This window comes from Pseudomonas sp. KCJK9000 (assembly GCF_046230725.1).
Classification (GTDB): domain Bacteria; phylum Pseudomonadota; class Gammaproteobacteria; order Pseudomonadales; family Pseudomonadaceae; genus Aquipseudomonas; species Aquipseudomonas promysalinigenes.
This window is the reverse complement of the sequence record NZ_JBJJLN010000023.1, coordinates 56,196-69,005: the sequence shown is the minus strand read 5'-3', so window position 1 is coordinate 69,005 and position 12,810 is coordinate 56,196. Positions and strand designations below refer to the sequence as shown.

Genomic DNA, 12,810 nt, shown 5'->3' with positions numbered 1-12,810 from the left:
TACTCCGCACTTCTGGCTCCGCTGTTTTGGAGCCTCTCAAATATTGTTGATAAATTTGCCATTAACCATATCACCTCAAACTGCATCTCCTTTATTTTCCTGCTGAGCATTGGAAATATTTTCTTTGCAGGAGCCATTTATGCCTATTTTCAGCCTACTGATTTAGATTTGCACATAGCAGTGATTAATATCTGCTCAGGACTTGCAATATTTTTGCAATACTTTGCATATAGTTATTCGCTAGAAGACATGGATGTATCGGTAGTGATCCCAATTCACCAATCTGAACCAATCTTCGTATTGGCAGCATCCATTTTGATTTTTCATGCCATCCCAACATCTTGGCAGGTGACTGGCTTTGCTATGATCGTTGTTGGCATTCTAATATTGTGCATGTCTAGGCAGACAATAAGAGGGCTTGGTCACCCCAGACATGTAGTTGTTTTGTTGGTTTCTGCTTTTTTTGGGGCTGTCTCAACTGTTATTTCAGACGAGATACTGCAATTGAAAAGCTTGGAGTCGGTGCTGATTTTTAACTTTGCTGGTTATGCTCTAGGCGGCATGTTGCTTTTGTTGGTGCCGAAATGGCGGAGACTCATTACTAACGATCTAAAGACCTTGAATTTCAAGCAGTTTGGGATTTTTGGAGTGACAAACATTTTTGATGTTGGCGGCTATGTTTTTTTCATGGCTGCACTTGCAGCGGGAGGCGGTGCTGCCTTGGTTTCGGTTGTCGTCAGTATTCACCCGCTATTCGTTTTAGCGTTAGGGTTTCTGGCAACGAAACTATTCCCGAAGTTTATCGCCGAAGATATTGCTCCAGGTGGTGTCGTGAGAAAATTTTTATCAATCGTGATTATCGTTGTCGGTGTGGCCGTTATATCGTTTCAAGCTGTGTAAGCTGGGCTCGAAAAGAAACACTTGTTGGCGAACAACTGGAGTCGCTTGGAGCATTATGTCGAGGCCGGGCATTTACAGATCAACATTAACCTGGCGAGCGTGCGATTAAGCCATTTGTCATCGGACGCAATGCCTGGCTATTCAGTGACACACCCAAGGGCGCCACGGCCAGTGCGCAGATCTCTATCTTAGTCGGAAGTGCCAAGGTCAACGGCCAAGAGCCCTATACGGGGCTGCGCCACATACTCGAGCGGTTGTCGGATGCCTCGTCGGTAACAGACTACGAAGCGGTGCTGCCGTGGCACTGCTCGCCAGATATGCCACGATAAATCACGGCCTCACATGTGGTAGGTGGGCTCATCGATCGCGCTCGGACTACCACCAGGCGCTGTCGCGCCGGTTGACGGGCAATAGCCAGCGCCAAGGGTGAAGTTCTTACCGATAGCCTTAGCATGGCAAACCTTCCCTTCCGAGAAAGCCATGCAAGAGCTCTTTGGTTTGACGCAAAGGCTGGATGCCCGTAATGCTCAGCGCTCTTTTTCAGCAACGAACATGGGCTATGGACGCTATTAATTCATGGACTCATTGCTTGAAGGGCCCGAATGCCCACGAGTCCGAATGAATTGGACTTAAACGAAAAAAAGACGCCTAAGCGTCTTTTTTCGATGATTTACAGAATTCTGTAGAACGCTATAAATCTTAATTTGGAGCGGGAAACGAGACTCGAACTCGCGACCCCGACCTTGGCAAGGTCGTGCTCTACCAACTGAGCTATTCCCGCGTCGTGATGGGTGCCATTCTAGCAATATCTGAAATAGCGTCAACCCCTTGATTCAAAAAAGTTTTATTTTTTTTCAGAGCCTTCGCGCAGGTGCGGCCAAGCTGCCACCAGGTAGTGCACCATCGACCACAGGGTGAGCGCGGCCGCCACCAGCAGCAGGCCATAGCCCAATACCACCCAAAAATTCACAACGGGCGGGTTGCCTAACAGAATCACCAGCGCCAGCATCTGCGCCGCCGTCTTCCACTTGCCAAGGCTGGAAACCGCCACATGCGCCCTCGCCCCCAGCTCCGCCATCCACTCGCGCAATGCTGACACCACAATTTCGCGGCCGATGATCACTGCCGCGGGCAATGTCAGCCAGAAGTTGGCGTGCACCTGCACCAGCAGCACCAACGCCACCGCCACCATCAATTTATCGGCCACTGGGTCGAGGAAGGCACCGAATGGGGTGCTCTGCTGCAGCCGGCGTGCCAGGTAACCGTCCAGCCAGTCAGTGGCAGCGGCGATGGCGAACACCGTACTGGCGGCCATGTAGCTCCAGTGATAAGGCATGTAGAACAGCAGGATGAAGATTGGGATCAGCAGGACGCGCAGAACGGTGAGCAGGTTTGGAATATTCATCGGTACGACTGGCTGCGGGTTGAGCCCGGCATTCTACTCGCTATGCAGGCTGGCATAAATCGACTCGGCAAGCTTTTTACTGATGCCAGGCGCCTTGGCGATCTCGTCGACACTGGCGCGGTTGAGTTCCTGCAAGCCGCCGAAGTGTTTCAGCAGGTCGCGGCGGCGCTTAGGCCCCACCCCGGCAACGTCCTCCAGGCTCGAAGTGCGTCGGGCCTTGCCACGCCGGGCACGGTGCCCTGTGATGGCAAAACGGTGCGCTTCATCGCGGATCTGCTGGATCAGGTGCAGTGCTGGGTTATCGCCCTTGAGGGTGAACTCATGGGCCACATCGTTCAGATACAGCGTTTCGAAGCCGGCCTTGCGCGTTACGCCCTTGGCCACACCCAGCAGGGTGAGATCGTTGAAGGCCAGCTCCTGCATCACTTCGCGGGCCATGTTCAACTGGCCCTTGCCGCCATCGACCAGCAGCACATCGGGCAACTTGCCCTCCCCGTCCTTGATGCGCCCGTAACGGCGGGTAAGGGCCTGATGCATGGCGGCATAATCGTCGCCTGCTGTCACCCCTTCGATATTGAAGCGCCGGTAATCGGACTTGATCGGGCCTTCCGGGCCGAACACCACGCAGCTGGCGACCGTGGCTTCGCCGCTGGAGTGGCTGATGTCATAGCACTCCAGACGCTGCGGTACTTCATCCAGGCCGAGGACCTCGGCCAGCGCTTCGAAACGCGCAGCCATGTGCTGACGGTTGGCCAACCGGGCATTAAGGGCCTGCTCGGCATTGGTTACCGCCAATTGTTGCCAGCGGGCGCGGGTACCCCGGACGCGATGACTGATCGCAAGCTCCCGACCCCGCAGGCTCTGCACGGCGTCAGTGATGGCCTGAAAGTCTTCGTGCAGCACGTTGACGATCAGTTCACCCGGCATTTCACGTTCGGCATTGCCCAGGTAATACTGCGACAGGAACGCAGCCATGACGTCGGCCACTTCCTCCTCGATACCCACTTGCGGAAAGAAGTTCTTGCTGCCCAGCACCCGGCCGCCGCGAACACTGATCAAATGGACGCACGCACCGCCCGGGTTGACGAAGGCGGCTACCACATCGACGTCGCCAGAGCCGCCTTCGATGTACTGCTGATCCTGCACCCGTCGCAACAGGGCGATCTGGTCGCGTAGTTCGGCAGCCTTCTCGAAATCCAGAGCCATGGCGGCCTTCTCCATGGTTTCGTTGAGCTCATTGCCCAACTGCTGGCTGCGCCCCTCAAGGAACATCACCGAGTGACGTACGTCCTCGGCATATTCTTCGGGCGTGACCAAGCGGGTGCACGGGCCTTTGCAGCGCTTGATCTGGTACTGCAGGCACGGGCGAGTGCGGTTGGCGAAATAGCTGTCTTCACACTGGCGGACAGAGAAGGCTTTCTGCAGCAAGCTCAGGCTCTCGCGAATGGCTCCGGCACTGGGGTACGGTCCAAAATAACGCCCCTTGGCTTTTTTGGCGCCACGATGAATACCCAACCGCGGAAACTCGCCGTCCGAGAGAAAAACGTATGGGTACGACTTATCGTCGCGTAACAGAATGTTATACGGCGGCCGCCACTGCTTGATCAGGTTCTGCTCAAGCAGCAATGCCTCGGTTTCATTGGCGGTGATGGTGGTTTCTACCTGGGCGATGCGGCCCACCAGCGCAGCAGTCTTCGGCGCAAGGCCAGTCTTGCGAAAATAACTGCCCAGGCGCTTCTTGAGGTTTTTGGCTTTGCCCACGTAGAGCAACCGCGCCTCGGCGTCGAACATCCGGTATACGCCTGGGCGGCCACTGCAGGTGGCCAGGAACGCGCTGGCATCAAAAATTTGAGACATGAGGGTTAGAGGCTTGCGTCGACCATACCGTGGCGAACGGCCAGCAGCGTCAGCTCGACGTCGCTGGTAACCGAGAGTTTTTCGAAGATCCGATAACGATAAGTATTGACGGTCTTGGGCGAGAGGCACAACTTGTCGGAGATGATCTGCACCTTTTGGCAGCCGACGATCATCAAGGCAATCTGGATCTCTCGTTCCGACAGCGCATCGAAGGGCGAGCCTTGAGGCTGGAACGACTTAAGCGCCAGTTGCTGGGCGATCTGGGGGCTGATGTAGCGCTGGCCGGCGAAGGCCATGCGGATGGCCTGAACCATTTCGTCAAGCCCAGCCCCTTTGGTCAGGTAACCGGCGGCACCCGCCTGCATCAGCCGGGTGGGGAACGGGTCTTCTTCACAGACAGTGACAGCCACCACCTTGATGTCAGGGTGACTACGCAGCAACTTGCGGGTGGCCTCAAGGCCACCGATGCCAGGCATCTTCACGTCCATCAGCACGACATCAGGTTTCAGTTCCCGGGCGAGCTTGAGCGCCGATTCGCCCGAATCCGCCTCACCTACCACCTGCAGGCCGTCGATATCGGCCAACATGCGAGTAATACCGGTTCGAACCAGATCGTGATCGTCGACCACTAGGACCCTAATCAAGCAGACACCTCGTCAACAGGGCGATTGGATCCCGTCACCTTAACAAAATTTTTCATGGCGGACCTAGCGTAAAACTTCCGTCAGAAATGTCCGACACCCAGGCTGCATCTGCGGCGCCGATTCCACACGACTGCCCTCACCCGCCAAACGCCCCAGCACATGCCGCAACGCTGCCTTGTCAGCCGCAGGTAAACGGCGAAATGCGCCCAATAGACCGGTTTCATCGGCCGTCAGGCTTTCCAGCGGCGCCGGGGTGCGCTGACCACTGAGCACATACAGTGCATCCACCCCTCGGTTTGCCAAGGCTGCTAAGTAGTCCGCCCGAGGCGTGCGCTCGCCGCTCTCGTACTTGCCTTGCGCGTTGGGTTCGACGCCCCCGATGTCACCGAATACCCGTTGGGTCATGCCTAAACGTTCACGCTCTTCGCGCAGGCGTGGGCCGAATCCTTTCATGCCAGATCTCCTTCTTCCTTGGCCTTCATAGCTGCTGATCACGCGCGTGCCAGCAGTTGTAGAGATGACAGGCACTATGCCCATCGCCGTGCAGTGTCGCAAGCCAGCACGACCTTAGCAGGAGCCTTGATTTTCAAGGTGTTTATTCATGGATGCAGTGCATTGTGGGGTGACGCGCCAGCGCGCGGAGCCGGGCCAACGCCATGTGATTGGCGTCACTTTATCGCCACACGGCAGGCATTCATTTTTTTGGCGCCTAACTAACAGCAACTTTAAGTTATTGATTTCTAAGTGTTTTTTAACTTTAACAAGCAAATTAAAAGTTATTTTTAAATAACCGGGCAACAACGCTTGCATCAAAAATTAAGATCCATTTAGTCTGAAATCAGACCACTAAGAAACAGCCTGCAACGCCACTTCCGAGCGCGGCTTAATTCTGCGCGTCTGCCACTTATAAATTCATAAACGATGTATCTCGGCCGGCCTTGCCGCGCCCCAGAGAGAGGGATCTATGCACATCAGTATCTTTGGACTTGGCTATGTTGGCGCGGTCTGCGCGGGGTGCCTATCGGCCCGCGGCCATCATGTGCTGGGGGTCGATATCTCCCCGGCAAAAATCGAACTGATCAACCAGGGCAAGTCGCCCATTGTCGAACCCGGCCTGGAACAACTGCTGCAAGAGGGCGTGAACAATGGCCGGCTGCGCGGAACAACCGATGTGCAAGGGGCGATTCTTGCCACAGATATGTCGCTGCTGTGCGTCGGCACCCCGAGCAAGAAGAACGGTGATCTGGACCTGGTGTACATGGAAGCGGTGTGTCGGGAAATCGGCACGGCGCTGCGCGACAAAGCTAGCCGCCACACCGTGGTAGTGCGCAGCACCGTACTGCCAGGCACCGTCAAGAATGTGGTGGTGCCCATTCTGGAGGAGTTTTCGGGCAAGCGAGCTGGCGTCGATTTCGGCGTAGCGGTCAACCCGGAATTCCTGCGCGAAAGTACCGCGATCAAAGATTATGACTTCCCGGCCATGACGGTAATTGGGGAACTGGACAGCCAATCGGGCGATCTGCTCGAGTCGCTGTACAAGGAGCTCGACGCACCGGTGATCCGCAAGACCATCGAAGTGGCCGAGATGATCAAGTACACCTGCAACGTTTGGCACGCCGCCAAAGTCACTTTTGCCAACGAGATCGGCAACATTGCCAAGGCTGCCGGCGTCGACGGCCGCGAGGTGATGGATGTGGTCTGCCAGGACCACAAGCTCAACCTGTCGCGCTATTACCTGCGCCCAGGGTTCGCCTTTGGTGGCTCGTGCCTGCCCAAGGATGTGCGTGCCCTGACCTACCGCGCCGCCAGCCTGGACGTGAAGGCGCCGCTGCTCGATTCGCTGATGGCCAGTAACGCTTCGCAGGTGCAGAACGCCTTCGACCTCATCGAACGCCAGGACAAACGCAAGATCGCCCTGTTGGGCCTGGCATTCAAGGCCGGCACCGATGACCTGCGGGAAAGCCCATTGGTGGAGCTGGCAGAGCGCCTGATCGGCAAGGGCTACCAATTGCACATTTTCGACGAGAACGTCGAGTACGCCCGGGTGCATGGCGCAAACAAGGAGTACATCGAAGCGAAGATCCCCCACGTTTCGTCGCTGCTGCACGGCAACTTGCAGCAGGTGATCGAGGAAGCCGAGGTGATCGTGCTGGGTAACAACGACCCACGCTTTGCCAGCGTGCTGCAAGCCGGCCACGGCAAACAGGTGATCGATCTGGTGGGCTTCATGCCTGGCCTGAGCGACAGCCAAACCCAGGGCATCTGCTGGTAACCACCCCAGCACCCACCCTGCTCCACCCGCCACAGGGTCACCCCTGGGCGGTGTGGCGCGTGGCCACCGGCAAAACAGGAGTCAAGGCGACATGGATCGACAGCACCCACCCTTCGTAGCACCCGGCTACCTGCGCGCAGGCGCCAGCTTCTTCGGCTGGGCGTGCCTGGCCGGGCTGATTGCGCTGGCGTCGGAGATGGTCGCCCCGCAGTATCTGGACCCAAACCACCACTTGTTCATCTTCATCATCGGCACGCTGGGGATGTGGCGCTATGGAAACGCCGTCGTTCACTACGTGCGCGGCATGTATTTCCTGCATTGGAAATTTCCAAGGCTGCGCCGGCGGGTGGAGCGCCTGGGCGATGCGGCGCTGCCCTCGCACATGTTCATGGTGGTAACCAGCTTTCGCATTCCCACCATGACCACTTTCAAGGTCTACCAGTCGGTGTTCCAGGAGGTGCAACGGCTGAAAGTGCCCTGCACGGTGATCGCTTCGATCGTCGAGAAAGGCGACGAAAATTTCATCAAGGACATCATGCGCAATGAGGTCAAGGACCGCGACGACATCAAGTTAGTGATCGTCCGCGCCCGCGGCACCGGCAAGCGTGACGGCCTGGCCCATGCCTTCAGGGCGTTGTCGCGGCAGATGCCGCTCAGTGATGCCGTGGTAGGCGTGGTCGACGGCGACACCATGATGCTGCCCGGCTGTGTCGAGCGGGCAGTCAAGCTGTTCGCCGTGCTGCCGGACGTTGGCGGCTTGACCACCAACGAGTTCTGCGAAGTCGAGGGCAGCCGATGGATGCGCCAATGGCACTCGATGCGGTTCGTGCAACGCCACATCAACATGTGCTCGATGGCGCTATCACACCGGGTGCTGACGTTGACCGGGCGGCTGTCGTTCTTCCGCGCTGAAGTGATGACTGACCCCGAGTTCATCCGCGATGTCGAGGCCGATTTTCTTGAGCACTGGCGGCTCGGTTGCTTCCAGTTCCTCACCGGTGACGACAAGTCGAGCTGGCTGAGCCTGATGCGCGCCGGCTGGAACACCTTCTACGTGCCCGACAGCCACACCCTGACCGTCGAGCACCCACCCAGCGACAGCTTCTTCATCGCTACGCGGCAATTGATGTTCCGTTGGTACGGCAACTCGCTGCGCCAGAACTTTCGCGCCACGGCCCTGCTCGGCCGCGCGCGCCTTGGGCTGTTCACCCTGTACGTGCTGCTCGACCAGCGGGTGTCGATGTGGACCTGCCTGATGGGGCTGACCGCCTCGGTGGTGGCCGGTGTGGCGTTCGGCATCCAGTACCTGTTGGTGTACCTGTTCTGGGTGCTGATCTCGCGCAGCCTGGTGACCGTGCTGTTCGTGTTCGCCGGGCACCCGGTGAGCCCGATGTACCCCTTCGTCCTTTATTACAACCAGATCGTCGGTTCGCTGATGAAGGTCTACGCGATGTTCCACATGGACCAGCAAAGCTGGACGCGGCAAAAGACCACTCTGGCCACTGGCAGCGTCGACTTCGATGCCAGCCTCAACCGCTGGTCCTCGAAGGCGATGCTGTGCTCGTCGGTCGCCATCTTCTTCGGGGTCATCACCGTTCTTCTAGAACTCTCGCAACGTTAAGGAAAGGCGCCTGCATATGAGTACCACGAACATCCCCGCGGCCCCGGGCAAAACAGCGGCCAACATCGTCCACGAAGCGGTCGACGAGCGTCAGTATGTGCGCACGCGCATGAACGCCCGCGTGCGCCTGTGCAGTGCCGGCCAGGCGCCGTTCGAGGTAGCCCTGCAGGATATTTCCCTGGGCGGCCTGGGCCTGAGCCACGACGCCCCCCTGAAGATCGGCGCGTTGTATGACGCCTCCATACGCCTGCGCCTGAACCAGATCGACCTGAACATCGACAGCAAGATCCGTATCGTCTCGCAGCGTGGCAGCGAGGTGGGCGCGCAGTTCGTCGACCTCGATGCGCAGAAGCGCGACATTCTGCGCTACCTGATCAGCGCCTACATGTCTGGAGAAATCGCTGATATCAATGGCCTGTTCACGGTCATGCAGCGCGAGAACTACATCAAGGAACGCAAGCACAAGTACGCCAGCGCCCGCACCCCAGGCGCTCGCCTGAAGGCGTTGACGGGCACGCTGTTGTACACCGCCGCTGGCATCGCCGCACTGGCCTTCGTTGGTTACAAAGGCTACCTGCTGTTCTTCCGCATCCCAGCGCTGCAGGCACAGGTGGCGACCAACGCCCAGGTCATCAGCATGCCCGACAATGGCTATGTGAAATATCTGCTGCCTGCCGGTGCCACCGAGGTGCACGCCGGGCAGCCGCTGGCCAGCATTTCCACACAGCTGGCCACCAGCTTCACCAGCCCTGCCGACATGAAGGCTGTGGCCGACCTGTCGCCGGGTGACCTGCAAACCCTGCTCGGCCGTGCCACCATCGAGACGGTGATCAACAGCCCCTGCGATTGCCAGGTCTACTACCCAAGCCCGCGGGTGGATGGTTACGGCTACAAGGAGGCGCCACTGATGCACTTGCTGCCCAAGGCGCAGGGCATGTTCGTGCGCGCCAATCTGCCGTTCGACAAGCTCGCCGACATCGAGCGGGTCAAGTCGGTGGACATGCAGGTGTTCGGCCTTGACCAGCATTACAGCGGCAAGGTGGTCGACGCGCGTGTCGATGAGGCCAACCGCAATCTGGCACTGACAATCGAGCCTGACAGCCCGCTGCCGGCCGATGCCTACCAGAAAGCGGTGGCGGTCGACCTGTTCCTGGGCCTGCCGTTTGGCGCTGCGCGCTGAACCACCAAGGACGATAACGCCATGACCGTGAACACGCCCCCCCGCCTGCTGCTGGCCAGCCTGGCCCTGGCCTGCGCCAGCACGGCCAGCGCCGGGCAGAGCCTGGAGCAGATCCGCTACACGCTATACAAGGACCCATCGGCAGAGGTCACTGGCGATCTGCGTCAACTGGCTGAGCGTGGCGATCTGGCCAGCACCTTGCTGCTTGGCGATGTACTGGCCGCACGGCCAGACTCCAGTCCCGCAGAAGTGGTGGCGTTGTACCAGAAGGCTTTCGCCGATGGCCGTGGCATGGTCCCGGCGCTGGCTTCGCTGGCTCGCCTGATCGACCGCACTCCACACCTGCGCGAAGCGCAGCGCCCGTGGATGACCCAAGCACTGACACGCTACCCGGCCAACCTCGACCCGCGGAACACCAGCACCACGCTGGAAGTGTTTCTGACCTATCCCGAGCTCGTCGAACCTGCTCAGGCCGCACAACTGTTGGCGCTGTACGAACAGGCCTGCCTGCTCAACTGCCGCCCGGAGCTCTACCATGCCGTGTTGGCCGAACGCCAAGGCCGGCGCAGCGAAGCCGAACGCTGGTACCGCCAGGCGGTCAAGGTGGATGCCCGCGCCATCGACCGCTACTACGTCTTCCTCGGCGAGCAGCAGGACCGCTTGTTCCCAGCATTCACCGACCAACTGGAGCCAGAACGCGAGCAGTTGCCGGTGGAGAACATCCACCGCATCGCCGCCTTGCTCGACAGCATTGCCAGCGTGCAGCGTGCCGAACAAGATGCCGACCGCTATGAGAGCCAGAACAGCACAGCCGGTGCCGAAAAGCTGCCGCCGACACCCGAGCAACTGGCTCGCGAAAAGGCTCAGCAAGACGCCCTGGACCTGGCTACCGCCCGCGTCCAACGCTGGCGAGATGTAGCGGTCGCCCGCGGATACGTACCAGCGATGGTATCGAAGGCCAACTACATGATCTCCAACCCGACCGAGCACAACGCCGAGGAAACCCAGGCGCTGATCGATCAGGTGCGCCCGCGCGATCCGACGCGGGCCAAGGCCTTGCAAGCTCAGTTCTACATGGTCAACAACTGGCTGACCATGGACCCGGACAAGGCCCGCGCATTGATCGAAGAACTGCGTGCCAGTGGTTACCCCGGTGCCGGCTTGCTGCTGGGTGAGTACTACAGCAAGGGGGTCGAGGACCAACCTGACCAGGAAAAGGCCCTGGCGCTGTTCCAGGCCGAAGCCAACAAAGGCAACACCGCTGCCTGGTACCGCATGGCCACCCTGCACGCCTACGGCCGCGCGCTGTGTCACGACCCAGTCAAAGCCTACACCTATGCCCGCGTAGCGCTGGACCTGGGCGAGCGCAGCGCCAAAAGCCTGGTCAGGCGCCTGGAAAAAACCCTGCCCAAGGATGACATCGAGCGCGCCCTGGCCGCTCGCAACGGGCTATTCAAGGAGGCCACCCTGTGAAAGCGCACCACCCCCTGTTTGGCGCCTTGCTCGTCCTGGCGAGCGTGCCGGCGTGCTTTGCCGCCGAAGAAATCACCGGCCCTGAAGCAGACAGCAACGAGCCGGTACGCGTCGTAGCCGCCGATGGCAGCGAACCGGTGATCACCTCCGAAGTGTTCAACAAGCTCACCGTGCAAACGGGCTATGGCCCGCAAGACTCCCAAGTCGGCAGCGACCGGGAAATGTTCTATAGCCTGCGCTATGAGCCGTCCTTCGCTTGGTACTCACCGGAAAAGCGCTGGGCGAAATGGATGGTCTACGGCCGCCTGTGGCTGAACTACGACTCCAGCCAGTCGAGCAACCTGACCGTTGAGGCGACCAACAGCAGCGAACGCGAGCAGCCCGAAGGCTGGTATGCCGAAATGCGCGAGCTGTACGTCAAGCGCAACCTGATCGGTGACGACCCGCGCTTTTCCGCCTCGTTTGGCCGCCAGCGTTTCTTCGATGACTATGGCATCTGGTGGGATGACAGCCTGGAGTCGCTGCGTTTGAACTTCCAGGACACCTTCTCCGAAGCGTTCTTCGCCGTTGGCCAGAAGTTCTACAACTACAACACCGACGTCAACCAGTTGCCCGACAGCGAGGAGCGCACGACCTACCTGATGGGCCAATACGCCTATCGCTGGAGCCAGAACAATCAGGTTGGCGTGCGCTTGATGCACGAGAACGACCACAGCGGGCACGACGCCGACGACCGCTACGACTTCAAGGGCATGCGCTACGGGTTGTTCTTCAAGGGCGACAACTTGCCTTACTCAGTGCTCAGTGACTACCACCTGGAACTGGCGGCGCTGGACGGCAAGATGGACAACACCAATGGCAACGGCGTCACCACCACCGGCCACAGCAGCAAAGGCTGGGCAGTGCTCGGCGAAGTCGGCAAGCGCTTCGACAGCCTGGCCTGGACGCCACGCCTGGCCCTGCGCGGCGGCCTGACCGACAAACCCAGCGACGAAAACGACGGCTTTCGCCTGAACGCGATCCAGTCCGACCGCATCACCCGTACTGGCTCCTACAGCACCCGCCTTACCAGTTCGTTCGTCGCCCTGGACCTGCGCAACCTGAGCTACTACGGCTTCGCCGTGGAAACCCGCCCCACCCCACGCAGCGCGCTGGACCTGCGAGTTACCCAACTGCAACTGCGCGACCCCGACGGCACGCTGCCGATCCGCATGAACGGCGACCAGCGCACGCAGCGTAACCGCGCCATCAGCCAAGGTACCCAGGGCAACGGGCGCAACGTCGGGCAAATGATCGACCTCAACTACTACTGGAAGATGTTTCCGGTGGCTATCGATGGCAAACACCTGGACGTCAACGCGCTGGTCAGCGCCAGTTACCTCAATGCCGGCAGTGCATTGGAAACCGGCGATGACTACCAGTTGAGCGTCGGTGTGGTGATCAGTTACTAAGGAAGGG

At 59.2% G+C, this 12,810-nt stretch carries 11 protein-coding genes, 1 tRNA gene and 1 pseudogene; 7 read left to right on the top strand and 6 right to left on the bottom strand.

Translation table 11 applies throughout. The features are described 5' to 3' along the window. The coding region (locus tag ACK59H_RS12625; protein ID WP_409264474.1) for an EamA family transporter at positions 1 to 900 on the top strand (900 nt) is incomplete at its 5' end. Positions 901 to 924: 24 nt separating this feature from the next. Further along, positions 925 to 1,229, top strand: a pseudogene (locus tag ACK59H_RS12620) (transposase); the annotation flags it as partial. Between the two features lie 376 nt (positions 1,230 to 1,605). On the opposite strand, the gene ACK59H_RS12615 reads toward ACK59H_RS12620, so the two are convergent. From ACK59H_RS12615 to ACK59H_RS12590, 6 genes are all read right to left on the bottom strand, one after another. Continuing rightward, positions 1,606 to 1,681 (bottom strand) — tRNA-Gly (locus tag ACK59H_RS12615). A gap of 63 nt (positions 1,682 to 1,744) precedes the next feature. Continuing rightward, on the bottom strand, positions 1,745 to 2,305 hold the full coding sequence (pgsA, locus tag ACK59H_RS12610) for a CDP-diacylglycerol--glycerol-3-phosphate 3-phosphatidyltransferase (RefSeq protein ID WP_060478012.1): 561 nt from the start codon (positions 2,303 to 2,305) through the stop codon (positions 1,745 to 1,747). Positions 2,306 to 2,338: 33 nt separating this feature from the next. After that, entirely contained in the window at positions 2,339 to 4,162 is a 1,824-nt protein-coding gene (uvrC, locus tag ACK59H_RS12605; RefSeq protein ID WP_060478013.1) for an excinuclease ABC subunit UvrC, read from the bottom strand. A 5-nt stretch (positions 4,163 to 4,167) separates the two neighbouring features. Further along, positions 4,168 to 4,806 (bottom strand): UvrY/SirA/GacA family response regulator transcription factor, encoded by a 639-nt coding sequence (gene uvrY, locus ACK59H_RS12600; RefSeq protein ID WP_186478019.1) that lies wholly within the window; start codon positions 4,804 to 4,806, stop codon positions 4,168 to 4,170. A 63-nt stretch (positions 4,807 to 4,869) separates the two neighbouring features. After that, positions 4,870 to 5,259, bottom strand: a complete 390-nt coding sequence (locus ACK59H_RS12595) for a helix-turn-helix domain-containing protein (protein WP_060478015.1) — start codon at positions 5,257 to 5,259, stop codon at positions 4,870 to 4,872. A gap of 114 nt (positions 5,260 to 5,373) precedes the next feature. Beyond that, the gene (locus ACK59H_RS12590) at positions 5,374 to 5,616 is read right to left on the bottom strand and encodes a hypothetical protein (protein ID WP_409264473.1); all 243 of its coding nucleotides are present in this window, start codon (positions 5,614 to 5,616) and stop codon (positions 5,374 to 5,376) included. Positions 5,617 to 5,770: 154 nt separating this feature from the next. Here ACK59H_RS12590 and ACK59H_RS12585 point away from each other — a divergent pair, with 154 nt between their 5' ends. The 5 genes from ACK59H_RS12585 (at position 5,771) to ACK59H_RS12565 (ending at position 12,803) form a co-directional block, all read left to right on the top strand. Beyond that, on the top strand, positions 5,771 to 7,078 hold the full coding sequence (locus ACK59H_RS12585) for a nucleotide sugar dehydrogenase (protein ID WP_060478016.1): 1,308 nt from the start codon (positions 5,771 to 5,773) through the stop codon (positions 7,076 to 7,078). Positions 7,079 to 7,169: 91 nt separating this feature from the next. Further along, on the top strand, positions 7,170 to 8,699 hold the full coding sequence (locus ACK59H_RS12580) for a glycosyltransferase (RefSeq protein WP_409264472.1): 1,530 nt from the start codon (positions 7,170 to 7,172) through the stop codon (positions 8,697 to 8,699). 16 nt (positions 8,700 to 8,715) lie between these two features. Further along, positions 8,716 to 9,879, top strand: a complete 1,164-nt coding sequence (locus ACK59H_RS12575; protein WP_060478017.1) for a PilZ domain-containing protein — start codon at positions 8,716 to 8,718, stop codon at positions 9,877 to 9,879. 21 nt (positions 9,880 to 9,900) lie between these two features. Further along, entirely contained in the window at positions 9,901 to 11,352 is a 1,452-nt protein-coding gene (locus ACK59H_RS12570) for a sel1 repeat family protein (protein ID WP_060478018.1), read from the top strand. Beyond that, on the top strand, positions 11,349 to 12,803 hold the full coding sequence (locus ACK59H_RS12565) for an alginate export family protein (protein ID WP_060478019.1): 1,455 nt from the start codon (positions 11,349 to 11,351) through the stop codon (positions 12,801 to 12,803). Before ACK59H_RS12570 ends, ACK59H_RS12565 begins: the two co-directional genes overlap by 4 nt. Positions 12,804 to 12,810: the final 7 nt, after the last annotated feature.

Excerpts from the sequence above, each read along its gene's own strand:
- pgsA (WP_060478012.1), bottom strand. The coding sequence starts at position 2,305 with ATGAATATTCCAAACCTGCTCACCGTTCTGCGCGTCCTGCTGATCCCA.
- uvrC (WP_060478013.1), bottom strand. The coding sequence starts at position 4,162 with ATGTCTCAAATTTTTGATGCCAGCGCGTTCCTGGCCACCTGCAGTGGC.
- ACK59H_RS12595 (WP_060478015.1), bottom strand. The coding sequence starts at position 5,259 with ATGAAAGGATTCGGCCCACGCCTGCGCGAAGAGCGTGAACGTTTAGGC.
- ACK59H_RS12590 (WP_409264473.1), bottom strand. The coding sequence starts at position 5,616 with ATGCAAGCGTTGTTGCCCGGTTATTTAAAAATAACTTTTAATTTGCTT.
- ACK59H_RS12585 (WP_060478016.1), top strand. The coding sequence starts at position 5,771 with ATGCACATCAGTATCTTTGGACTTGGCTATGTTGGCGCGGTCTGCGCG.
- ACK59H_RS12580 (WP_409264472.1), top strand. The coding sequence starts at position 7,170 with ATGGATCGACAGCACCCACCCTTCGTAGCACCCGGCTACCTGCGCGCA.
- ACK59H_RS12575 (WP_060478017.1), top strand. The coding sequence starts at position 8,716 with ATGAGTACCACGAACATCCCCGCGGCCCCGGGCAAAACAGCGGCCAAC.
- ACK59H_RS12570 (WP_060478018.1), top strand. The coding sequence starts at position 9,901 with ATGACCGTGAACACGCCCCCCCGCCTGCTGCTGGCCAGCCTGGCCCTG.